Raw genomic sequence first — 23,835 nt, 5'->3', positions numbered from 1 at the left:
CCAAAACTATAATCCCCACTCTCTACAAGGCTCGGGGAACCGGCAATGCCGGACTATCAGGTCATATGACAACGCAATGGCAAACAGCCATGAAGTCAGGAAATAACTTATGTGTGGAATTGTTGGTGCAGTAGCACAACGTGATATCGCAGAAATTTTGTTAGAAGGTTTACGCCGCCTGGAATACCGCGGTTATGATTCAGCCGGTCTGGCCGTCGTCGATCAGCAAGGCCATATCACCCGTCTGCGTCGTCTGGGCAAAGTTCAGATGCTGGCTGCCGCAGCGGAAGAACAACCTCTGAACGGCGGAACCGGTATCGCGCATACGCGCTGGGCAACCCATGGCGAACCCTCAGAGGCCAATGCGCATCCGCACGTTTCTGAGCACATCGTTATAGTGCACAACGGTATTATCGAAAACCATGAGCCGCTTCGTGAAGCGCTGATTGCGCAGGGTTACCATTTCAGCTCAGAAACCGATACCGAAGTGGTAGCGCATCTGGTTCATCTGGAGCAGAAAAAGGGCGGTTCGCTGCGTGAAGTCGTGCAGCGTGTGATTCCCCAACTACGCGGTGCCTATGGCATGGTGATCATGGACAGTCGCGATCCATCGTGTCTGGTGGCCGCCCGTTCAGGCAGCCCACTGGTGATCGGTCGTGGTGTGGGTGAAAACTTCATTGCTTCTGACCAACTGGCACTGTTGCCGGTCACTCGCCGCTTTATTTATCTGGAAGAGGGCGATATCGCTGAAATCAGCCGTCGCGATGTTACGATCGTCGATCGTGCGGGTAATACCGTGCGCCGCGATGAGATCGAATCCAGCGTACAGTACGATGCCGGCGATAAAGGTATCTATCGCCATTACATGCAAAAAGAGATCTATGAGCAGCCAAATGCGATTAAAAACACCTTAACGGGGCGTTTTAATCACGGTGCAGTCGATCTCAGCGAACTGGGGCCAAATGCAGAAGCGCTGCTCAGCAAGGTTGAGCACATCCAGATCATCGCCTGTGGCACTTCTTACAACTCTGGCATGGTCTCGCGTTACTGGTTCGAGGCGCTGGCAAACCTCCCTTGTGATGTCGAGATTGCGTCCGAATTCCGCTACCGCAAATCGGCGGTACGTAAAAACAGCCTGCTGATTACCCTGTCCCAGTCGGGGGAAACGGCGGATACGCTGGCCGCGCTGCGCCTGTCGAAAGAGCTGGGGTACCTGGGATCGCTGGCTATCTGTAACGTCGCGGGTTCGTCGCTGGTGCGTGAATCCGATCTGGCGCTGATGACCAAAGCGGGTACGGAGATTGGTGTAGCCTCTACAAAGGCCTTTACCACTCAACTGACCGTACTGCTGATGCTGGTGGCAAAACTCGGTCGCCTGAACGGCATGTCCGCAGAAAAAGAGCACGAAATTGTGCATGGTCTGCAGGCTCTGCCAAGCCGCATTGAGCAAATGCTGGCGCAGGATAAGCTGATTGAAAACCTGGCCGAAGATTTCTCTGATAAGCACCATGCCCTGTTCCTTGGCCGTGGTGATCAGTACCCTATCGCGATGGAAGGGGCGCTCAAGCTGAAGGAGATCTCGTATATTCATGCGGAAGCCTATGCGGCAGGGGAACTCAAGCACGGTCCGCTGGCGTTGATCGATGCCGATATGCCGGTCATTGTGGTGGCACCGAACAATGAACTGTTAGAGAAGCTGAAATCGAATATCGAAGAAGTACGCGCGCGTGGCGGTCTGCTGTACGTGTTTGCCGATCAGGATGCCGGTTTCAGTGACAGCGAAGGAATGAAAATCATTCCTCTGCCGCACGTCGAAGAGGCCATTGCGCCTATCTTCTATACCGTGCCGCTCCAGCTGCTCTCCTATCATGTGGCCCTGATCAAAGGCACCGATGTGGATCAGCCGCGTAACCTGGCGAAATCGGTAACGGTCGAGTAATGCATCTTATGCGTGAATCCCCGACGGGATTCACGCGTTTCATTTATTTGATCTTGCTACTGCATTGCTCCAGTGCACGCTGTTGATCGCTGATTTTGCGGTTAGCCTCATCGAGTGAACGCTGCAGGTTATTGATCGTATCCTCATTGTTGCTTAGCTTTTGGCGAGTTGACTGAGGATATTTGCCTGATTTTATAGCGTTTTTGTTAAGTCTTTAATCTTATCTTTCATTGCAATAACACCTTCAACATCGACGGATGATTGTTTAACGGCGCCGTAATAACCCAATATAGCCAGAGCGCCTCTGTTATTAGCTGCGGTATAAAATTTATCTAAATGAATCGTGGGTGTCGTATCATCCGCCTTTAAGCCTTTAAGCCTTTAAGCCTTTAAGCCTTTAAGCCTTTAAGCCTTTAAGCCTGTAAGCCTGTAAGCCTGTAAGCCTTTAAGCCTGCCAGCGTACAGAGCAGGACGACATTGCACACCAGAAGCTTCTTCATAAATCTCATCGAACATGTCCTTTTCGAGAGGAGTCTTATGAAATGAGCAATAATTGTGCCTGTCATATAACTGTAATATTAACTACATTTTTCTGTCACTAAACTGTCCTATTTTCCCTCCTGCAGCAATCACTGACTCTTACTAAAAAGGCACTTAGCCTGACTTTTCTCCCCTGGAGGGAACATGACACTGATGCGTAGCACCGTAGCCCGAATCCTCGCCGCCTCTCTTGCCGTTAGTGCGGTTTCTGCATTTGCAGCCACCGATCTGACCGGTGCTGGCGGTACATTCCCGGCGCCGGTTTATGCCAAGTGGGCAGCAGAGTATCAGCAAGCCACCGGTAGCAAAATCAACTATCAGGGCATTGGTTCATCTGGCGGTGTAAAACAAATTATCGCCAAAACCGTTGATTTCGGTGCCTCCGATGCGCCTATGAAAGACGAAGATCTGCAGAAATATGGTCTGTTCCAGTTCCCTACCGTAATCGGTGGCGTGGTGCTGGCGGTTAACCTGCCAGGCATCAAATCTGGTCAGCTGACGCTGGACGGTAAAACCGTTGGCGACATCTATCTGGGTAACATCAAAAAGTGGAACGATCCTGCGATTGTTAAACTGAACCCAGGCGTGAAACTGCCCGATACCAACATCAACGTGGTGCGTCGCGCGGATGGCTCAGGTACCTCTTTCGTTTTCACCAGCTACCTGGCGAAAGTGAACGAAGAGTGGAACAGCAAAATTGGTAAAGGCAACACCGTTAACTGGCCAACCGGTCTGGGCGGTAAAGGTAACGATGGCGTAGCAGCGTTTGTACAGCGTCTGCCAGGTTCTATTGGTTACGTTGAGTACGCGTATGCCAAACAGAATAACCTGACCTATACCAAACTGATGGATGCGGACGGCAAAGCGGTTGCGCCAAGCGAAACCAGCTTCTCTAATGCCGCGAAAGGCGCAGACTGGAGCAAATCGTTTGCTCAGGATCTGACCTTCCAGAAAGGCAATGATGCATGGCCGATCACCTCAACCACCTTTATCCTGATTTACAAAGATCAGACTAATGCGGCGAAAGGTGCCGAAGTCCTGAAGTTCTTTGACTGGGCCTACAAAGATGGCGGTAAAACGGCCAATGCGCTGGATTATGCCACCCTGCCGGAGAGCGTGGTTCAGCAGATCCGTGCTGCCTGGAAAGCCAATATCAAAGACAGTTCTGGTAAAGCGCTTTATAAGTAAGTGAATGACCCTGACCAGCCTGCGTGCTGGTCAGCCTTCAAGGGCGGCGTCTGCCGCCCTGATAACTTCTGAGGACGAAGACTTCTATGGCTGCAACGAAGTCGGCATTCAAAGCCCCAGGTAAGCAAGGTGACCGAATTTTTGGCGCGCTGGTAAAACTCTCTGCGCTGATTGTTCTGTTGCTTATGGGCGGCATTATCGTCTCCCTGATCTTCTCTTCCTGGCCAAGCATACAGAAATTTGGTTTCGCGTTTTTGTGGACCAAAACCTGGGACGCCCCTAACGAACAATTTGGTGCACTGGTGCCGATTTACGGCACACTTGTCACCTCAATCATTGCGTTGATTATTGCGGTACCGGTCAGTTTCGGTATTGCTCTTTTTCTGACCGAACTCTCACCAGGCTGGTTACGACGTCCACTGGGAACCGCAATTGAGCTGCTCGCTGCGATTCCGAGTATTGTTTATGGTATGTGGGGCTTATTTATCTTTGCTCCGCTGTTCGCAGAATATTTCCAGACGCCCGTTGGTGATGTCCTCTCGGGCATTCCGATTATTGGCGCTCTGTTCTCCGGTCCGGCGTTTGGTATCGGTATTCTGGCCGCAGGTGTGATTCTGGCCATCATGATCATTCCCTATATTGCTTCGGTCATGCGCGACGTGTTTGAGCAGACGCCGGTGATGATGAAAGAGTCAGCCTATGGGATTGGCTGCACCACGTGGGAAGTGATCTGGCGCATCGTATTGCCGTTTACTAAAAACGGCGTCATCGGCGGCATCATGCTGGGCCTGGGACGTGCGCTGGGCGAAACCATGGCGGTCACCTTTATTATCGGTAACACCTACCAGCTCGACAGTGCCTCACTGTTTATGCCAGGCAACAGTATCACCTCGGCACTGGCGAATGAGTTTGCTGAAGCCGAATCGGGTGTGCACGTAGCGGCACTGATGGAACTGGGCCTGATTCTGTTTGTTATCACCTTTATTGTGCTGGCGATTTCCAAGTTAATGATTATGCGTCTGGCAAAAGGTGAAGGAGCGCGATCATGACAACAATGGAAGTACAGGCTCGGGCCGAACTGGAAGCGTCACGTCGCAAAATGCAGTCGTGGCGTAGCACCAAGAACAAAATCGCCTTAACGCTGTCCTTGCTGACGATGGCATTTGGCTTATTCTGGCTGGTCTGGATTTTGTTTACCACCGTGAGCCGCGGCATTGACGGGCTTTCATGGTCGCTGTTTACCGAGTCCACACCGCCGCCAAACACGGCGGGAGGCGGATTAGCCAATGCGCTGGTAGGTAGCGGTTTACTGATTTTATGGTCGACATTCATTGGCACGCCACTGGGCATTCTGGCGGGTGTGTATCTGGCAGAATATGGTCGTAAGTCTTTACTGGCGGAAGTGATTCGTTTCATCAACGACATCCTGCTGTCTGCCCCATCGATTGTTGTGGGCCTGTTTGTCTACACCATTGTCGTGGCGCAGATGCACCATTTCTCAGGCTGGGCAGGTGTGATAGCGCTGGCGTTGTTACAAATTCCAATAGTGATTCGCACGACGGAAAACATGTTACGACTGGTGCCTGACAGCATGCGCGAAGCAGCCTATGCGCTGGGTACGCCGAAATGGAAGATGATTTCCGCCATTACGCTGAAAGCGTCCGTATCCGGGATTATTACGGGTGTGCTGCTGGCGGTAGCGCGCATCGCGGGCGAAACCGCGCCGCTGCTGTTTACTGCGCTGTCGAACCAGTTCTGGAGCACCGACATGATGCAGCCGCTGGCAAACCTGCCGGTCACCATCTTTAAATTTGCGATGAGTCCGTTCGCCGAGTGGCAAAGTCTGGCCTGGGCGGGCGTACTGATTATTACCCTCTGTGTGTTGCTGTTAAATATCGTAGCACGCGTGGTATTCGCCAAGGGTAAACACGGTTAACGACTGACACGGCCCTGTGCGGTGTCGTATAAGAGAGAAAAGCAATGAGTACTGCGACTGCATCAGCGGGTAAGATTCAGGTCCGTAATCTGAATTTTTATTACGGCAAGTTTCACGCTCTGAAGAACATCAACCTGGATATTGCGAAGAATCAGGTGACGGCCTTTATCGGCCCTTCAGGCTGTGGTAAATCCACTTTGCTGCGAACCTTCAATAAAATGTATTCGCTCTATCCCGAGCAGCGCGCGGAAGGGGATATTCTGCTGGACGGCGACAACATTCTGGCGTCCAACCAGGATATCGCCCTGCTGCGCGCCCGGGTTGGCATGGTGTTCCAGAAGCCAACGCCTTTCCCGATGTCGATTTATGACAATATCGCCTTTGGCGTGCGCTTGTTTGAAAAGCTGTCTCGCGCCGATATGGACGAGCGTGTGCAGTGGGCGCTTACCAAGGCAGCCCTGTGGACTGAAACCAAAGACAAGCTGCATCAGAGTGGCTACAGTCTGTCAGGCGGCCAGCAGCAGCGTCTGTGTATTGCGCGCGGTATCGCCATTCGTCCGGAAGTCCTGCTGCTGGATGAGCCCTGTTCAGCGCTGGATCCCATTTCTACCGGCCGTATCGAAGAACTCATTACTGAACTGAAGCAGGATTACACCGTCGTGATCGTGACACACAACATGCAGCAGGCGGCACGTTGTTCCGACCACACGGCGTTTATGTATCTGGGCGAACTGATTGAGTTCAGCGACACCGACACGCTGTTCACCAAGCCGGCACAGAAACAAACGGAAGACTACATTACAGGTCGCTACGGCTGATTAGACAGGAGATCGCCATGGACAGTTTAAATCTGAATAAACACATCTCCGGTCAGTTTAACGCTGAGCTGGAGCACATCCGCACGCAGGTGATGATCATGGGCGGCATGGTTGAGCAGCAGCTGACCGATGCCATTACCGCCATGCATAATCTGGACGGCGAACTGGCCCAGCGCGTCATTGATGGCGACCAGAAGGTCAACATGATGGAAGTGGAGATTGATGAAGCCTGTGTGCGCATCATCGCCAAACGTCAGCCGACCGCTATCGATTTACGTCTGGTCATGGCGATTATCAAAACCATCTCCGAACTGGAACGCATCGGCGATGTTGCCGAGAAAATCAGCCGCACTGCGCTGGAGAAGTTTGGCCAGCAACATCTGCCGCTGCTGGTCAGCCTGGAATCGCTGGGCCGTCATACTGTGCAGATGCTGCATGATGTGCTGGATGCCTTTGCGCGCATGGATCTTAACGAAGCCGTGCAGATCTACCGCGAAGACAAGAAAGTGGATAAAGAGTACGAAGGCATTGTGCGTCAGCTGATGACCTACATGATGGAAGATCCGCGGACGATTCCCAGCGTTCTGACGGCGCTGTTTTGCGCCCGCGCCATCGAACGTATCGGTGACCGCTGCCAGAATATCTGCGAAATCATTTTCTACTTCGTGAAAGGTCAGGATTTCCGTCACGTGGGCGGCGACAGGCTGGACGCGCTGTTATCCGGTGACGACGACGGTAGCAACAAACCGTCTTGATCTCGCGCAACCGTGCGCCATAAGGCGCACGGCTCCGGCTATTCTGCATAGACCCCATCCTCTTAGCTCTTTATACTTGCGCCAGTTTTTTAACCAACGGGTGCGCACTCATGTCCTCTTCTTCCCCTGTTAAGCAGAGCATTACGCCTGCGAAAGCGATGCTGGCTGCCGTCAGCGGTTATGCCATGGACGGATTCGATCTGCTGATTCTCGGGTTTATGCTGCCCGCTATCAGCCTGTCGCTGGCACTGGATCCGTCACAGGCTGGTTCACTGGTGACCTGGACGCTGATCGGCGCGGTCATCGGCGGCATTGTGTTTGGCCACCTCAGCGATCGCTATGGGCGCATTCGTGTGTTAACCATCACGATACTGATGTTCTCTGTCTTTACCGGATTGTGTGCAGTGGCGCAGGGTTACTGGGATCTGCTGGCGTACCGTACGCTGGCGGGCATGGGACTGGGCGGTGAGTTTGGCATCGGCATGGCGCTGATTGCAGAAGCCTGGCCGGCAGAAAAGCGCAACCGCGCCTCGGCCTGGGTCGGCATCGGCTGGCAACTTGGCGTACTGCTGGCGGCATTTATCACCCCGCCTTTACTGAGTGTGATTGGCTGGCGCGGCATGTTCCTGGTGGGATTACTGCCCGCGCTGGTGTCATTTGTTATTCGCCGCAGCATGGGCGAACCCGAGAGCTTCACCCGTCAAATTAAACATGTTCCCTCGCTGTCCTTTCCCGCCCGACTGAAACTGCTGTTTAAAGACCGTGCCACCAGCAAAGCCAGCCTGGGGATCTTTATTCTCTGTTCCGTTCAGAACTTCGGTTATTACGGCCTGATGATCTGGATGCCCAGCTACCTGTCCTCTAACTTCGGTTTCAGTCTGACCAAATCCGGCGTCTGGACGGCAGTAACCGTGGTGGGCATGACCTTTGGCATCTGGCTGTTTGGCGTGCTGGCCGATCGCTTTGCGCGCTGGAAAATCTTCCTGCTTTACCAGTTCGGTGCGGTCGTGATGGTTGTGGTTTATGCGCAACTGCGCGATCCGACCGTGATGCTGTTTACCGGTGCGCTGATGGGCCTGTTCGTCAACGGTATGATTGGCGGCTATGGCGCATTGATCTCAGATACCTTTCCGCCGCAGGTTCGTGCGACCGCGCAGAACGTATTGTTTAATCTGGGGCGCGGCGTCGGTGGATTGGGTCCGTTGGTAATCGGGCTGCTGGCGGGTAAATTCTCCTTCGTGGCTGCTATCACGCTACTGGCCCTGATCTACCTGCTGGATATTGCAGCAACGCTGTTCCTGCTGCCGAAAAAGCAAAGCCAGGACGATGCGCTGGGGGCGATTGGTTAAGTAACCCGGCTGATGTCGCTTAACCGGCTTTATAATGAAGCCGGTTTAAGTTGGCTGGGGATGCCCGGATCGTTTGCTGAACTGAATTCGTCCATTGCGCATGGTTACACTGGCTGTTTGCGTATTCATTCCAGGCCGATGTTGGTGGAAAGACGCAATGCGGAACTTCGCCGCGCGAAAACAGGCAATGATTTCATCGTATTCATCAGGGTTCGCACCATGCTGGCCAGTTTACTCGATTACTACAAAAGTCTTCCTTTGACAGAAGAAGCCTTAAGGTTTCAGTTGGAAAAATGGCTTAGCATGCAACGCTCATGGTGTTGCGATATGTCATTTGCCACACAGTTTCCGTGGAAGGAAACGGGACTCCCTGCGCATTATTTTCTTCAGCGTCAGGTCGATGTGGATGGCGGGCATTACCTGACTGGCCCACGTTACATGGCAGGCGATCTGGCCCGTCCTTTTGTCGATATCGTGGCATTTGATGCCCCCATTACTTCGCATGTCATAACGAAAATTTGCAGGGAATGGTCAGAAATTAAGCCTCAGCGTGTTCGCATTCTCGTGCCTGGCGACATTCCTGTATGCGGAGAAACGGATCAACTCATCTATGCCTCAGCCCTCACCAGCAAGGGAAACGAGGCTGAAGAACATCATTTGACACTAATTCGCGCTGACGCAAGAAGTTTGAGCTGGTGCATGCAAGGGTTGACTGACGCTTATCAACGGGCATGGGAAGCCATGCCTGCTTTGAAAGAAAGTTTACTGCCGACGAATGAAAGGACACTGATGGAAAAAATTTCTGATGGCAGTGTTTTTATTCTTTATGAAGAAGCACAACGTGTCGGGTTTATTGTTTGTGAGGAAGGTACGGTAGGGTTTCTTCAGGCATTCCAGATAACTGAGGAAGTGATATTGCCTGAATATCAAGGGCGATCGCTGGCATCCCTTGCTCAGCAGGTTTTAAGAAAACAGCTGTGTCTTTCGGGTAAACGAAATTCCCTGTTAGCGGGCACGATTGTTCCGGGGAATCGTCCCTCAATCCGCGTAGCCGAAAAAGCAGGCCGTCGATGCGTGCTCAGATATGAATTTCTTCCAGCAGGACAGCCTTGATCGGCGACGATGAAAACCCTGCGCAGCCAGAGGGCAACGGTGTTGCCCTCTGGCTGAATTACAGATTCATCAGCGGCAGCAACTGCTGATACAACCGACTGAACGTCTCACGTCTCGGCTGATAATGTGCATGACGAGCCGGATCTGGCTCATGGCGCTGCACCTGCTTCAGGGCCGGAATGGTCAGATTGTTATCTATTGCCATCTGCGCCAGTCGGGCGGCACCCAGCGCCGGGCCGACATCGCCACCTTCGCAGTAGTCCAGTGTTTGTCCGCTGATATCTGCCAGCATCTGCCGCCAGTAGCGACTTCGTGCTCCACCGCCAATCAGCATGATGCTTTCGGGTGTTACGCCGCAGTCGTGAACCACATCCATACCGTCTGCCAGCGCAAAACCGACGCCTTCCAGCACGGCGCGCGCCAGCTCGGGTCGCCCATGCTGGTGGGTAAACCCAAAGAAGCTGCCGCAGGCATGCGGATTATTATGCGGTGTGCGTTCACCGGAAAGATAAGGCAAAAACCACAAGGGGGGCGCATCGTCTTTTGCACGTTCCGCTTCGGCTAACAGGTGCGGGACATCATCGCAGCCCGTCAGTGACGCTGCCCAGTCCAGGCAGGAAGCGGCGCTCAGCATTACCGACATCAGGTGCCAGCGCTGCGGCAGCGCATGACAAAAGCTGTGTACCGCCTGCTCGGGATTGCTGAGATAGCCTTCGCTGACCACGAAGTACACGCCGGAGGTACCGAGTGACAACATCCCTTGCCCCGGCGCGACCATGCCGACGCCGACCGCGCCTGCCGCGTTATCGCCACCGCCCGCCACGATCGGCACCTGCGGCAGCGACCAGCGCTGCGCGATCGCGGCTGATAAAGTACCGGTAATCTGGTTGCCTTCGAACAGGGCTGGCATCTGGCTGTGATCCAGCCCGCAGGCCGCGAGCATCTGCTCACTCCAGTCACGCTTTTCCACATCCAGCCACATGGTTCCGGCTGCATCAGACATGTCGCTGGCAAACTCGCCGCTCAGGCGCCAGCGCAGGTAATCTTTAGGCAGCAGCACCCTGGCAATCCGGGCAAAAATGTCTGGTTCGTGCTGTTGCACCCATAATAGTTTGGGCGCGGTAAAGCCTGGCATCATCAGGTTACCGGTGATGCGTCGTGAGTCAGGTACCCGCTGCTCCAGTTCACGGCACTGATCGCCGCTGCGTCCGTCGTTCCAGAGAATGGCGGGACGCAGCACCCGATGCTGCGCGTCCAGCAAGGTCGCGCCGTGCATCTGTCCTGTCAGGCCCATAGCTTTCACCGTGCTCAGGTCGTGACGCTGTGCCAGTGCCTGCATTGCCTTATCCGTGGCCTGCCACCAGCTTTCGGGATCTTGCTCGCTCCATAAGGGATGCGGGCGGGAAACCGTTAGTGGGGCCGTTTCCACCGCCGCCACCTGCCCTTGCACATCCAGCAACACGACTTTTACGCCGGATGTGCCGATATCGATCCCGATTACCATGTCGCGCTCCTTACGGATTAGAAGTCATAGAGGTAATGATTCACCAGGTTTTCCAGTTGTTCCTGGCGACCGCTGCGATGTTGCGGATTGAACTGCTGCTGGTGCGCATGGGCCGCGAGTGTTTCCAGTGAAAACTCACCTTTCAAAATCTGCTGACCAAACTCCCCGTTCCAGCCGCTGTAGCGCTGTGCCACGCGCTGATCAAGCTCACCGTCAGACAGCATACGCGCCGCCACTTTCAACGCCAGCGCCATCGTGTCCATGGCACCGATGTGTCCATAGAACAGATCGTACTTGTCGGTGCTCTGCCGACGTACTTTGGCATCAAAGTTTAAGCCGCCTGTGGTAAAGCCGCCTGCTTTGATAATTTCATACATCACCAGCGCGTTCTCTTCCACGCTGACCGGGAACTGATCGGTGTCCCAGCCGCACTGGGCATCACCCCTATTGGCATCGACCGAACCAAATACACCCAGCGCAATTGCCGTCGCTATTTCGTGATGGAATGAGTGACCCGCCAGCGTGGCATGGTTGGCTTCCACGTTCACCTTAATCTCTTTTTCCAGGCCAAACTGCTTCAGGAAGCCATAAACCGTCGCAACGTCATAATCGTACTGATGTTTGGTCGGCTCTTGCGGTTTGGGTTCAATCAGGAGCGTGCCCTGGAAGCCGATTTTGTGCTTATGTTCAACGACCATCTGCATAAAGCGGCCAATCTGTTCGCGCTCCTGGCGCAGGTCGGTATTTAACAGCGTTTCATAGCCTTCGCGTCCGCCCCACAGTACGTAGTTTTCGCCCCCCAGCGTTTGGGTCGCTTTCATTGCACTGCACACCTGACTGGCGGCCCAGGAAAACACTTCCGGATCCGGATTGGTGGCGGCACCCGCACCGTAGCGCGGATGCGTAAAGCAGTTAGCGGTGCCCCAGAGCAGTTTTAAGCCCGTTTCCTGCTGTTTCGCCTGCAACGTATCGGTCATTACCGCCAGGTTTTCGCGATAGCTTTTTAAGGAGTCACCTTCAGGTGAGACGTCCACATCGTGGAAGCAGTAGTAAGGCACGTTCAGCTTGTGGAAAAACTCAAAGGCAACGTCCGCTTTCAGTTTGGCCAGCGCCAGCGCATCGCCCGCTTTTTGCCATGGACGATCAAAAGCGCCGACACCAAACATGTCCGCGCCATTCCAGCAGAAGGTGTGCCAGTAACAGGCGGCGAAGCGCAGATGCTCAGCCATGGTTTTCCCCAGGATGACTTCGTCAGGGTTGTAGTGGCGGAAGGCCAGAGGATTACTGGTTTTTGCGCCTTCGTAGCGAACGCGATCAAGCTGGTCAAAATAAGCGTGCATGGTTTGCTCCTTAACAGTGGTCCCGAATGGGTTACCCAGAAGCCATATTGTGCGTATCCGCTTTCTGACCACTCAATTACGATATTTCACACAGGCAGTAAGAGAATTATTTATTGTGCGCTTGCTCGCAAAAAAATATGACGATGAGATGACCTCATGCTGTGCAGTTTGCGGTAACGGCGAGTCTGAAAATGTTAAAATTTGGATCGCGCTCAAAAATTCAGAAATAAACCAAAAAACGTAATAGCCGGATAAAAATCAGTAATTGCTGGCAGGTAAAAATAAGGTGAACAATTCATCCGCCTGGTTCATAGCCTTACAACGACAATAACCGTTCCCTACAGGATGACCATGATGAAAATGAAACCCGCATTACTCGCTGCGCTTGCGGCGCTTACGCTGTTCAGTCAGGCCAGTCTGGCAAAAGAAGTCAAAATCGGCATGGCCATTGACGATTTACGTCTGGAACGCTGGCAAAAAGACCGCGATATCTTCGTTAAACAGGCGGAAGCAAAGGGCGCGAAAGTCTTCGTGCAGTCTGCCAATGGCAACGAAGAAACGCAAATGTCGCAAATCGAAAATATGATCAACCGCGGCGTGGATGTGCTGGTTATTATTCCCTACAACGGTCAGGTATTAAGTAACGTCGTGGCAGAAGCGAAACGCGAAGGCATTAAAGTTCTGGCCTATGATCGCATGATTAATAATGCCGATATCGATTTCTATATTTCGTTTGATAATGAAAAAGTCGGCGAAATGCAGGCCGAAAGCCTGGTGAAAAAAGTGCCCAAAGGCAATTACTTCCTGATGGGCGGATCGCCTGTCGATAATAACGCCCGCCTGTTCCGCGAAGGGCAGATGAAGGTGTTAAAACCCTCTATTGATAATGGCAGCATAAAAGTTGTCGGTGACCAGTGGGTTGATGCCTGGCTGCCGGAAAATGCACTGAAAATCATGGAAAACGCCCTGACCGCCAATAAAAACCACATCGATGCCGTTGTGGCCTCAAACGATGCTACCGCGGGGGGAGCGATCCAGGCGCTCAGCGCGCAGGGGCTGGCCGGTAAGGTCGCCATCTCCGGGCAGGATGCCGATCTGGCCGCCATCAAACGCATCATGAATGGCACGCAAACCATGACGGTGTACAAACCGATCAAAGAACTGGCGACTGAAGCAGCTAATGTCGCCGTCGAGCTGGGCAACGGTCAGACGCCTGCCAGCAATGCCAAACTCAACAACGGCCTGAAAGATGTGCCGTCGCGCCTGCTGACGCCCATCGAGGTCAACAAAGACAATATCGACAGTACCGTGGTGAAAGACGGTTTCCACAAGAAGAGTGAACTCTGATCGCCATCCTGCGAAGGAGAAGACCGATGTTGCTGGAAATGAAAAATATCACCAAGCGTTTCGGCGCGGTGAAGGCGCTGGACAACGTCAGCCTGCAACTGGATGCCGGTGAAGTGCTGTCGTTGTGTGGTGAAAACGGCTCTGGCAAATCGACCCTGATGAAAATCCTGTGCGGACTGTATCCGCACGGGGAGTTTGAGGGGCAGATTCAGTTTTCCGGGGACCCGATCCAGGCACAGACTATTCGCGATACCGAACGCAAAGGGATTGTCATTATCCATCAGGAGCTGGCGCTGGTACGGCAACTGACCGTGATGGAGAACATCTTCCTGGGCGCAGAGCTGGGGCGCTTTGGCATGGTGGACGATGAAACCATGACGCTGCGCTGCCAGCAGTTGCTGGAACGGGTCAAACTTAACGTCTCGCCCGACACGCGCGTGGGTGAGCTGGGCCTGGGGCAGCAGCAGCTGGTGGAGATTGCGCGGGCGCTCAACAAACAGGTGCGGCTGCTTATCCTCGATGAGCCGACGTCCTCGCTGACCGAGCAGGAAACCACGGTACTGCTCAGTATCATCCACAACCTGCGCGAGCACGGTATCGCCTGTATTTATATCTCGCACAAACTGAACGAGGTGCGGGCGATTTCGGACACCATCTGCGTGATTCGCGATGGTCAGCATATTGCCACTCGTCCGGCGGCGGGCCTGAGTGAGGACGATATCATCACCATGATGGTCGGACGTGAACTCACGGCGCTCTATCCACATTCATCTCACGAGATTGGCGACACGGTGCTGCAGGTCAGCAACCTGACGGCCTGGCACCCGGTCAACCGCCACATCAAGCGCGTGAATAACCTGTCCTTTACCCTGCGTAAGGGAGAGATCCTTGGTATCGCCGGATTAGTCGGTGCTGGCCGAACGGAAACCGTTCAGTGTCTGTTTGGCGTCTGGCCTGGTCGCTGGCAGGGTGAGATCCGGATTAACGGCAACAAAGTGACTATCCGCGACTGTCAGGAGGCGATCGCGCACGGCATTGCCATGGTACCGGAGGATCGCAAAAAAGACGGCATTGTGCCGCTGATGGGCGTGGGCAAAAACATCACTCTGGCGGCGCTGGATCAGTTCAGCCAGCGCCTGTCCACAATTGACGAAGCCAGCGAGCTGCACGCCATTAATGCCGCTATCGCCCGCCTGCGGGTCAAAACCTCGTCACCTGAACTGCCGATTGGCCGCCTCAGCGGCGGCAACCAGCAAAAAGCGATTCTGGCGAAATGCCTGCTGCTCAATCCAAAAATTCTGATTCTGGATGAGCCCACGCGCGGTATTGATGTGGGTGCGCGGCAGGAAATTTATGTGCTTATCAATGCGCTGGTACAGCAGGGCATCTCCGTCATTGTGATCTCGTCTGAGTTGCCCGAAGTGCTGGGCCTCAGCGACCGCATTCTGGTGATGCATGAAGGGCAAATCAAAGCCGATCTGATTAACGACAATCTGACTCAGGAGCAGGTGATGGAAGCCGCTCTGCGGAGTGAACATTATGCTTAACAGCGAAACCAAGCCCGCCGTATCGACGCCGGCCAACAAGCCCGTCTCCAGCAAGCTCGGCCTGCGTAATTTGCAGGTGCTGGTCATGCTGGGGGCGATTGTGTTGATTGCCCTGTTTTTTACCTGGACTACTGACGGTGCCTGGCTCAGCCCGCGCAACGTCTCTAACCTGCTGCGCCAGACGGCGATAACCGGCATCCTGGCGGTGGGCATGGTGTTTGTCATTATCTCCGCTGAGATCGACCTCTCAGTTGGCTCTATGATGGGGCTGCTGGGCGGCGCGGCGGCGATCTTTGACGTCTGGCTGGGCTGGCCGCTGCCACTGACCATTGTGGTCACGCTGGTGCTTGGCCTGCTGCTGGGCACCTGGAATGGCTGGTGGGTGGCCTACCGCAAGGTGCCTTCGTTTATCGTAACGCTGGCCGGTATGCTGGCGTTTCGCGGCATCCTGGTCGGTATCACCGACGGAACTACCGTTGCCCCGACCAGTCCGGCGATGTCCCAGATTGGGCAAAGCTATTTGCCAGGCGGCTTCGGTTTTGGTTTTGGCTTTATCGGCCTGGCACTGTTTATTCTGTGGCAGTGGCGCTTACGGCTGCGTCGTCAGCAGTTGGGACTGGCTCAACCGGCGGCGACAGGCACCGTGGCACGCCAGGCGATCACCGCCGTGCTGGTGCTGGGGGCGATCTGGCTGCTGAATGATTACCGTGGCGTACCTACTCCGGTACTGCTGCTGGCATTGCTGCTGCTGGCGGGAATGTTTATGGCCACCCGCACGGCTTTTGGCCGCCGCATTTACGCCATCGGCGGCAATATTGATGCCGCCCGGCTTTCCGGTATCAATGTGGCGCGCACCAAGCTGGCGGTGTTTGCCATCAATGGCCTGATGGTGGCGATCGCGGGGCTGATCCTCAGCTCACGTCTGGGCGCGGGATCGCCTTCTGCCGGAAACATCGCCGAACTGGATGCGATTGCAGCCTGTGTTATCGGCGGCACCAGCCTGGCTGGCGGCGTCGGATCCGTCGCCGGGGCGGTGATGGGCGCGTTTATCATGGCCTCGCTGGATAACGGCATGAGCATGATGGATGTGCCGACCTTCTGGCAGTACATCGTAAAAGGGGCGATTTTGCTGCTGGCGGTCTGGATGGACACCGCAACGCGCCGCCGTATGTAATCGTGTGAACGATCACACTGTGGCGCAAACCATTTCTGTGATGCATCCAGCTGTGCTATGCAATTCGCTGGGAGTTAACGGGACGCTGCCACTATGCATGAGAAACGATACCGCATTACCCTGCTGTTTAACGCCAACAAGGTTTACGATCGTCAGGTGGTTGAAGGCGTTGGCGAGTATTTACAGGCTTCACAGACAAACTGGGATATTTTCATTGAGGAGGATTTCCGCTGCCGCATTGACAATATCCATGAGTGGCTGGGCGACGGCGTGATTGCGGATTATGACGACAGCGCCATTCAGCGTTCGCTGGCAGACGTGGCGGTGCCGGTCGTCGGTGTGGGTGGCTCCTATCATCGTGAAGAGGATTACCCGCCGGTACACTACATTGCCACCGACAACAGCGCGCTGGTGGAAAGTGCCTTCCTGCACCTGAAAGCGCGCGGTATCAACCGTTTTGCATTTTACGGTTTGCCGGCTTCCAGTGGTAAACGCTGGGCACAGGAGCGCGAACTGGCGTTTCGCCAACGCGTCATGCGTGAGCGCTATATGGGCGTGGTTTATCAGGGCATGGAAACCGCCTCTGAGAACTGGCAGCACGCGCAAAACCGCCTGGCCGACTGGCTGCAAACCCTTCCCCCGCATACCGGCATTATTGCTGTCACTGATGCACGTGCGCGTCATCTGCTGCAGGCCTGCGAGCACCTCAAGATTCCGGTGCCTGAGAAGCTGTGCGTAATTGGCATCGACAACGAAGAACTGACCCGTTATCTCTCTCGCGTCGCGCTTTCCTCGGTAGTTCAGGGTTCACGACAAATGGGTTATCAGGCCGCTAAGCTGTTACACCGCCTGCTGGATAAGCAGGTTCTGCCGCTCCAGCGCATTCTGGTACCGCCAGTGAAAGTGATTGCCCGCCGCTCAACCGATTTCCGCTCGCTGCACGATCCTGCAGTGATTCAGGCGATGCATTTTATCCGTTTTAACGCCTGTAAGGGCATTAAGGTGGAGCAGGTACTGGATGCCATTGGCCTGTCGCGTTCTAACCTGGAGAAGCGTTTCCGTGACGAAACCGGCGATACGATTCACGCCATGATCCATCGCGAAAAGCTGGAAAAGGCAAAGGAACTGCTGGCGGGCTCGTCACTCAGTATCAATGAGATCTCGCAGATGTGTGGTTATCCCTCATTGCAGTATTTCTATTCGGTGTTCAAGAAGAGCTATGCGACGACACCGAAAGAGTACAGGCAGGAAAATGGAGAAGTGGCGTAAGAAGGCGACGTTGGCATTTCTGTGAGTACATGAATGAACCGATGACCTGTCGCCATCATCTATAAGGAAGCCGGTCCGAATGTCCTGGGCTGGCTTTCCACTTATATTTTCTCTGAAAGACAAGACGAGAATGTCAGAATGAATATATTCAACTGAGTAACACCGTAAGGCATATTAAAGTAGCTATAAAAGATTTAATTCGTTGATTTATATAATTAATTATTCAAAATTTTCTGAGGTTATGTTCTGTTAAACAGTGTGGCAGAGCTTGCTGTCACTCTGTTTAACAATCACCATGATCCATGGTCACCCTTTTTTTGAGGGACTGTGTAGTTCAGTGCTTTTCTGACAGACTGTCGAAAATATACTTCTTTATATTATGGTTTTCTTTGAGAAAGGGCTGGGCCGCTGCCTCGCTTAAGTAGGAATCGCAAAATTCCACAGCCATTCGTAATACCCTGGTTGAATGCGCCTGCGCTGTCATCGTTATTATGGTCATCAGCCACGATTTTACAGACTCCATCGAATTAAGATAGCTTCTGAGGGAGACAGCTGCTTTACTGATTGAGCAGGCTCCAACAAGCCGTCAGTCGCTGTTTTCGTATCCGCGATGTGTAGCGTCGTCATGGCATTACAGCGGCGAGTTATCTGGCCCATTGACTAAAAGGAACGTCAATGCTTAACGTTCGTAATGCCCTGCCGGATGATTACGCAGCCTGGCTGGGGCTCTGGAAAGATTACCTGCTGTTTTATGGTCATCACCTGGATGAGAGCGTCACGCTATCTACCTGGCAGAGAATCCATTCACCTGACTCCGCGCTCATATGTCGACTCGCCGAACACAACGGCAGCGTGATCGGTTTCGCGATATGCGTGATACACGAAGGGACCTGGGTCACCCAGCCCGTATGCTATCTGGAAGATCTCTTTGTTAAGGAAAACAAGCGCGGCGTAGGTGCGGGAAAAGCCCTAATCGTAGCAGTCTGCGATGAAGCCCGTGAACTGGGTTGGGCGAAAGTATATTGGGTGACAAATGAAAACAATCCTGCCCGCAGATTGTACGATAAGCTGGCACAGGTGGATGATATTGTCCGTTATAACATCAGGCTCTGAGCATCAATCCGCTGGGCTACAGGCCTGAAATCACGATGGGCACTGTCTCCAGAATCACCTTCAGCCTTTAAAAGGATGCAAGATGGCTAATCGGGAACATCATTACCATATTCACATTCGCTGGACCGGTAACCGTGGCAGCGGTACAGATTCCTACACCGCGTACGATCGCAATGGTGAGCTTGCCGCTGAGGGGAAAGCGACCATCGCACTGAGTGCCGATCCGGCCTTTCGGGGCGATGCCACGCGCTGGAATCCCGAAGAACTGTTGCTGGCCTCGGCGTCCGCCTGCCATAAATTATGGTATCTGCATCTGTGCGCTGATGCTGGTATCATCGTCGAGGCTTATGAGGATGCGGCGGAGGGCACAATGGTCGAGGGTGAGCGGGGGCATTTCACGCAAATCACGTTGAAGCCGTTGGTCACATTGCGCGATCCGGCAGACGCTGCGCGCGCAGAAGCGCTGCACCACCATGCTCACGATGCGTGTTTTATCGCGAATTCGCTGAATTTTCCGGTGAGTTTTGTGCCGCGGTTTGTTTGAAACTGCAATCATATATAGCAGTTGTTATTACCAAATCAGAATAACTTTCTGGGAATATTTAAATTTAAAGGCGAAACTATGTTTCGCCTTAATTATTAACGTCTAATTAAAAGCGATATTGCAATCCTGCTGTAACCGTATAATTGTGGTTTGCTATGCCTGCTGCGTCACCATCAATATTCCCGGACTGGCCACTTACATTATCAAAAATTTGTGTGCCACCTTTACCTTCTTCGTATTTACTGTAAGTAAATTCAGCGAAGACTTTTGCGTTAGGTGTAACGTAATAACCGGCATCAACAGATGCACCGTAGTAGCGTGAACTGGATGTTTTTTCGCGGAAGGTTAACTGGCGCACATAGTGCTCGTCATTATCGTGAGCATTCACCCAGTCGCTGAATTTAAGTAAAGCACCAAATTCGAAATCATTGATGCGATAGCGTCCTGTCAATCCTACATATGGCATTGAAAAACGCTGACTGTAACCGATACCTGTTTGATCTCTGGGGAAATCTCCTACCAGCGTACCATTGTCGTAATTGAAAGAACCGCCAATTGCAGTCCAGCTGAATCGGGTTTCCTGATAGCCTGCTACAGCGCCTACTCGGTAGTTATCTCCCTGCAGGAACCAGCCTTTCAGATTGAGATCGTATTCATTTGCGTAGTTCATACGCGTATAAGGATGCGAGGAATGATCGGTCCAGTTACCTTGATTGCTATCCTGCCAGTCATAATCATCCAGATGGCCGGAACCACTGGCCAGAGAAGTCCACCCACGCGCGTTAAGCGTCAGAAATGGGTAGGCATCCCATGAAATGTCACCTTTCAGAATGGCAACGTTTTTTATCTTCCAGTCAAGCTGACTGATTTTCCGTCCAGTATCAGGGTCGTAAACAAGTTCTCCTGATTTACCGCCCAGCATACCTGTTGAAGCAGATACACTGAAACTATCAGCTGATAAATCGGGTGTATAAGATGTTTTCTCAGCATGAACACTTGCTGAAGCCCCTGCCATCATCATCATTACAAAAATGCTTTTTTTCATTTTTATCATCCTGTTTTTTGTTAAGGAACTCCTAAGAGCAGGGCCAGAATAAAATAGAGTGGCGTTGTTAAACAAGTTAAACAATTATGAAATTTAAAAATCCTAAAAAAATTGTAAGTATTACCCTGGAGGCTGGAGTATGTTGTTACGAATAAGTCGTGTATCGTGTGATTCTTCTGGATTAATAAATTTTTCCAATATTTAACTGGCACTAAAGTTTTAATACTCAGAGCCGATACTTTATGCGCCACTGGCGAAATCCGTCGCCAGTATTATGTGACCCCCGTTTGGGGCTCAGTCAACATAAGGAGCAACTGCATGGATATTCAGCAACTCACAACGCTGTCTGCAGGGTTAGATCAATGGCAGGCACGTGGTGAAGCCAATGCGACGCTGTTAAAGAAAACCCTGAACCAACAGGCAGATACCATCACTACACTGGTGGAAGGCGTTACTGCCCTTCCCGCGAACCCGGCTGTAGGGCGGAACATTAACACCACCGCCTGATTATTCTGCTCCAGGTTCCCCGGGCGGATCATGTCGTACCGCCCGCTTTATTCCCTTTCCCCGTCGGCTGAATTTCCCTTCATCCCTTCGCTGCAATTTTTTCCAATACCTGAGCTGAGTAAAAGAATGAAATAAGGTATCACTCACGGTCAGGCAGGGAACTCGATGACGCCGCTTCAGTTTACGCTTCGCTCTCCAGAATGGGCTCTTTTTACAGAATTTACAGGCACATATCAGGTGGCGCAGCGCGAGGTTCTTTCGTGCAGGAGTGCAGTGCGATGATGTCCTTTTCGACGGGGTTTTTCTTAAGTCTGTCACTGTGTCTGGATATCGGCATTGCCAACATCGCAATGATTACGCTGGCAATGCAGCGGGGATATTTTCAGGGATTTTCGCTGGGCATCGGCACCTGTATAGGCGATCTTTTTTATGCCGTGCTGGCGCTGGCGGGCATGGCGGTGTTGCTGCAATTCGAGATAGTGCGATGGATAATCTGGTCGGTTGGAGGGCTTCTGCTGACAGGGTTCACCGTTAAAATGCTGATGGCTGCCTTCAGTACAGTTAACGATATCGACACATCACAGGTGACTGTCAGGCTGTCGCTGTTCCGTGAGTTCCGTCGCGGAATTGTACTGGCCCTGTCCTCACCCACCGCCATTCTGTGGTTTGCGACGGTGGGTGGCGCGCTCATTTCCCGTTTCGGGGAGCAAAACCTTACCGGAACCACGCTATTTCTGAGCGGTTTTTTTCTGGCCGGGGTGATATGGACGGGTGTGCTCTGTCTGGTTGGCAGCGTGGGCGGCAGGCTATTAGGACAAAAGTTGTTGAGATATTCCTACATGCTTTCTGCCCTTATCTTTGCCTGTTTTGCTTTTTACGTCATCGTTTCAGGTTATAAAGAATTTTTGCTTTCCTGAACCTACCTGTGAAGCATAGTGTTTGGGCGTGGTGCCCATTACTTTGCGAAACGCATTGATAAAATGGCTTTGATCGTAAAATCCCAGGCGATGCGCGGCGTCCAGAGGATGCTGATTCTGTCGCAGAAGCGCCCGCGCTGCACACAGGCGAAGCTGCATGTGATACTGCAAAGGTGGAAGCCCGGTATAAGCAGTAAAACGCCTCACCAGCGCGTATTTGCTTATTTCCGCTACCTGCACCAATGCATTCAGCGTAAGCTTCATGTTCACATGCTGGCGCATAAAAGCAATGATGCGGTCCAGGTCTTTATCGACCACGGCATCTCGCGTGACTTTCTCAGAGAACAGTTCTGCGCACAACAGCAAAAGTGCCTGCTCTTCCTCTTCGCTGTCATGGTGTTGTGTCAGTTGGGCATAGCGACATATAGCGTTAAATAACCCCTGATGCGTGAAAACGCCTTCAGTTAAAACGGGTGCCTCACAGTGACTGCTGAGATTTTGGCTGAGATTGAATGTTTTTAATAGCGTCTGCGGAATATGGATGCTGAGGAATTCAGCGCCGTGCTGATCGAAACGTGAAGACTGGATGCTGGCCGGATTATACAGAGTGATCTGGCCCGCATTGACCTGCAGTGTCTGGCCATTAAGTGTGATTTCCTCAATGCCCGACAGGTTGGCGCTAAGCACATATTCATCGTGCGTGTGTTTTGGAAAGGTTGCGTTATGCGCTTTAACGCGCGAGCACTCCATACCATTGCGACTAAACCAGTCCAGAGCGTACAGCGCCATTAAAGCTCTCCTCCACAAAATATCAGCGCGCAGATGGCGCTGATAAAGCCTCTCAGCAGACTATATCACCCCGATGAAAAGACGCACATTAACGCGTAATATTCCAGTCGCTTTTGCCACAGGAAAAAACAGGTAGTTAAAGAAAAGAGCGGAGGAGGGCGAAAAGGCATGATTTTTCAGGATTACTGGCAAATTTTAGTGCGCTTTGCTTACCTGGAAAGCCGAAAGCCGAAAGCCGAAAGCCGAAAGCCGAAAGCCGAAAGCCGAAAGCCGAAAGCCGAAAGCCGAAAGCCGAAAGCCGAAAGCCGAAAGCCGTGACAAACAAACCCATCCGCTCTCTGGAATCTAAGCCATGGGTTAACACGTAAGAAACCAACAGGGGAAAAAGGCGCGCTACGTACTAACGTGCGCAAGCAGTAAAGCATTATCCTGTTTGTCGTCTGGCAGCAGTCATCAAGATGTGTGCGCTTAAAAGCGCACAACCTTCGCAGTTAACCGCCCTTAGTGCGCAGATAAGATCTGCCAGACAGGTGAGATATCCTTAATCCCTGGCATAGCAAAACGTGAAATATAGCTGCAGCTCGCGCTGAGCCTATGCTTTTCCTGCCTCAGTCACCCTTACCAAAAACGTTATATGTCAATTCCGCAACGTCGGCATGAGGTTTTAGCTATCAGCGTGATAGATAGCAGGATCACAATTGCGGCACTTATTGTTAACTTTGTATTAATAACTATGGTTATCATTACTCCCATCGAAAGCACACTGCTTTCCCGCTTACATGATAAGGAACCGGATTATGAAAACCATGAAAACACTTTCCCTTGCTGCCGTTGCTGCGCTTTCACTGATGTCAGCCTCTGCTTTTGCGCAAACTGTCACCGCAACTGGTTCCACCCTTGATGGTACCGAAGCGAAAATTGCAGCCCAGGCTGAACAGCAGGGTGCGCAGTACAGAATCATCGAAGCCAACACGAACGACCGTGTCCACATGACCGCCGAGCTGTATAAATAACCGCGTCGTGTTGAAAGATGCGCAAAGAGCTGCCTGATGGCAGCTTTTTTTTGGTCGCTGCAGAGCGTGAAAAGGACGGTTTATGTCG

General features: G+C 52.7%; 21 protein-coding genes. 17 read left to right on the top strand and 4 right to left on the bottom strand.

Going from position 1 to position 23,835, the window contains the following annotated elements; translation table 11 throughout:
- The first annotated feature begins 109 nt into the window (after nucleotides 1–109).
- From glmS to GC087_RS00240, 8 genes are all read left to right on the top strand, one after another.
- Nucleotides 110–1,939: a glutamine--fructose-6-phosphate transaminase (isomerizing) gene (gene glmS / locus GC087_RS00275; RefSeq protein ID WP_006121205.1), complete on the top strand. Its 1,830-nt coding sequence runs from the start codon at nucleotides 110–112 to the stop codon at nucleotides 1,937–1,939.
- Nucleotides 1,940–2,623: 684 nt separating this feature from the next.
- Nucleotides 2,624–3,667: a phosphate ABC transporter substrate-binding protein PstS gene (gene pstS / locus GC087_RS00270; RefSeq protein WP_006121207.1), complete on the top strand. Its 1,044-nt coding sequence runs from the start codon at nucleotides 2,624–2,626 to the stop codon at nucleotides 3,665–3,667.
- Between the two features lie 86 nt (nucleotides 3,668–3,753).
- Complete coding sequence (pstC, locus tag GC087_RS00265) at nucleotides 3,754–4,716, top strand: phosphate ABC transporter permease PstC (protein WP_324029404.1); 963 nt, start codon at nucleotides 3,754–3,756, stop codon at nucleotides 4,714–4,716.
- Nucleotides 4,713–5,603, top strand: a complete 891-nt coding sequence (gene pstA, locus GC087_RS00260; protein WP_033737233.1) for a phosphate ABC transporter permease PstA — start codon at nucleotides 4,713–4,715, stop codon at nucleotides 5,601–5,603. The genes pstC and pstA overlap by 4 nt, the downstream gene beginning before the upstream one ends.
- A gap of 44 nt (nucleotides 5,604–5,647) precedes the next feature.
- Entirely contained in the window at nucleotides 5,648–6,421 is a 774-nt protein-coding gene (gene pstB / locus GC087_RS00255) for a phosphate ABC transporter ATP-binding protein PstB (RefSeq protein ID WP_033737235.1), read from the top strand.
- A 17-nt stretch (nucleotides 6,422–6,438) separates the two neighbouring features.
- The gene (gene phoU / locus GC087_RS00250; RefSeq protein ID WP_006121211.1) at nucleotides 6,439–7,176 is read left to right on the top strand and encodes a phosphate signaling complex protein PhoU; all 738 of its coding nucleotides are present in this window, start codon (nucleotides 6,439–6,441) and stop codon (nucleotides 7,174–7,176) included.
- 110 nt (nucleotides 7,177–7,286) lie between these two features.
- On the top strand, nucleotides 7,287–8,525 hold the full coding sequence (locus GC087_RS00245) for an MFS transporter (protein ID WP_033737237.1): 1,239 nt from the start codon (nucleotides 7,287–7,289) through the stop codon (nucleotides 8,523–8,525).
- 12 nt (nucleotides 8,526–8,537) lie between these two features.
- Nucleotides 8,538–9,638, top strand: coding sequence for a GNAT family N-acetyltransferase (locus GC087_RS00240; protein ID WP_052133176.1), 1,101 nt, complete (start codon nucleotides 8,538–8,540; stop codon nucleotides 9,636–9,638).
- A 58-nt stretch (nucleotides 9,639–9,696) separates the two neighbouring features.
- Here the strand turns inward: GC087_RS00240 and xylB are convergent, their stop codons facing one another.
- Complete coding sequence (gene xylB / locus GC087_RS00235) at nucleotides 9,697–11,142, bottom strand: xylulokinase (protein ID WP_172913539.1); 1,446 nt, start codon at nucleotides 11,140–11,142, stop codon at nucleotides 9,697–9,699.
- A gap of 17 nt (nucleotides 11,143–11,159) precedes the next feature.
- Complete coding sequence (gene xylA / locus GC087_RS00230; protein WP_033737241.1) at nucleotides 11,160–12,482, bottom strand: xylose isomerase; 1,323 nt, start codon at nucleotides 12,480–12,482, stop codon at nucleotides 11,160–11,162.
- Nucleotides 12,483–12,836: 354 nt separating this feature from the next.
- On the opposite strand from xylA, the gene xylF reads away from it, so the two are divergent.
- The 6 genes from xylF to GC087_RS00200 all read left to right on the top strand — a co-directional run bounded on the left by xylF (nucleotide 12,837) and on the right by GC087_RS00200 (nucleotide 19,476).
- Nucleotides 12,837–13,829: a D-xylose ABC transporter substrate-binding protein gene (xylF, locus tag GC087_RS00225; RefSeq protein ID WP_039339152.1), complete on the top strand. Its 993-nt coding sequence runs from the start codon at nucleotides 12,837–12,839 to the stop codon at nucleotides 13,827–13,829.
- Between the two features lie 26 nt (nucleotides 13,830–13,855).
- Complete coding sequence (locus tag GC087_RS00220; RefSeq protein ID WP_205957113.1) at nucleotides 13,856–15,376, top strand: xylose ABC transporter ATP-binding protein; 1,521 nt, start codon at nucleotides 13,856–13,858, stop codon at nucleotides 15,374–15,376.
- Nucleotides 15,369–16,550 carry a xylose ABC transporter permease XylH gene (xylH, locus tag GC087_RS00215; RefSeq protein WP_110268680.1) on the top strand — a complete coding sequence of 394 codons (1,182 nt, stop codon included), beginning with the start codon at nucleotides 15,369–15,371 and terminating at the stop codon, nucleotides 16,548–16,550. The genes GC087_RS00220 and xylH overlap by 8 nt, the downstream gene beginning before the upstream one ends.
- A 93-nt stretch (nucleotides 16,551–16,643) precedes the next feature.
- Nucleotides 16,644–17,819: a D-xylose utilization transcriptional activator XylR gene (gene xylR, locus GC087_RS00210; RefSeq protein WP_033737245.1), complete on the top strand. Its 1,176-nt coding sequence runs from the start codon at nucleotides 16,644–16,646 to the stop codon at nucleotides 17,817–17,819.
- Nucleotides 17,820–18,494: 675 nt separating this feature from the next.
- Nucleotides 18,495–18,932 (top strand): GNAT family N-acetyltransferase, encoded by a 438-nt coding sequence (locus GC087_RS00205; protein ID WP_205957112.1) that lies wholly within the window; start codon nucleotides 18,495–18,497, stop codon nucleotides 18,930–18,932.
- A gap of 82 nt (nucleotides 18,933–19,014) precedes the next feature.
- Nucleotides 19,015–19,476, top strand: a complete 462-nt coding sequence (locus GC087_RS00200) for an OsmC family protein (protein WP_205957111.1) — start codon at nucleotides 19,015–19,017, stop codon at nucleotides 19,474–19,476.
- A gap of 106 nt (nucleotides 19,477–19,582) precedes the next feature.
- Here the strand turns inward: GC087_RS00200 and GC087_RS00195 are convergent, their stop codons facing one another.
- Nucleotides 19,583–20,521: an omptin family outer membrane protease gene (locus GC087_RS00195; protein ID WP_033737252.1), complete on the bottom strand. Its 939-nt coding sequence runs from the start codon at nucleotides 20,519–20,521 to the stop codon at nucleotides 19,583–19,585.
- Nucleotides 20,522–20,839: 318 nt separating this feature from the next.
- Here GC087_RS00195 and GC087_RS00190 point away from each other — a divergent pair, with 318 nt between their 5' ends.
- Together GC087_RS00190 and GC087_RS00185 are read left to right on the top strand one after the other, a co-directional pair.
- Nucleotides 20,840–21,028 carry a YjfB family protein gene (locus GC087_RS00190; protein ID WP_006121221.1) on the top strand — a complete coding sequence of 63 codons (189 nt, stop codon included), beginning with the start codon at nucleotides 20,840–20,842 and terminating at the stop codon, nucleotides 21,026–21,028.
- Between the two features lie 278 nt (nucleotides 21,029–21,306).
- On the top strand, nucleotides 21,307–21,945 hold the full coding sequence (locus GC087_RS00185) for a LysE family transporter (protein WP_110268678.1): 639 nt from the start codon (nucleotides 21,307–21,309) through the stop codon (nucleotides 21,943–21,945).
- On the opposite strand, the gene GC087_RS00180 is transcribed toward GC087_RS00185, so the two are convergent.
- Nucleotides 21,916–22,734 (bottom strand): helix-turn-helix domain-containing protein, encoded by an 819-nt coding sequence (locus GC087_RS00180; RefSeq protein WP_324029402.1) that lies wholly within the window; start codon nucleotides 22,732–22,734, stop codon nucleotides 21,916–21,918. The genes GC087_RS00185 and GC087_RS00180 overlap by 30 nt on opposite strands.
- A gap of 797 nt (nucleotides 22,735–23,531) precedes the next feature.
- Between GC087_RS00180 and GC087_RS00175 the strand changes: the two genes are divergently transcribed.
- Entirely contained in the window at nucleotides 23,532–23,747 is a 216-nt protein-coding gene (locus GC087_RS00175; protein WP_033737256.1) for a YdgH/BhsA/McbA-like domain containing protein, read from the top strand.
- Nucleotides 23,748–23,835: the final 88 nt, after the last annotated feature.

Source organism: Pantoea sp. JZ2 (assembly GCF_035191405.1).
GTDB lineage: Bacteria > Pseudomonadota > Gammaproteobacteria > Enterobacterales > Enterobacteriaceae > Pantoea > Pantoea stewartii.
The sequence above is the reverse complement of the archived record's forward strand: the minus strand, read 5'-3'. Positions and strand labels throughout refer to the sequence as shown.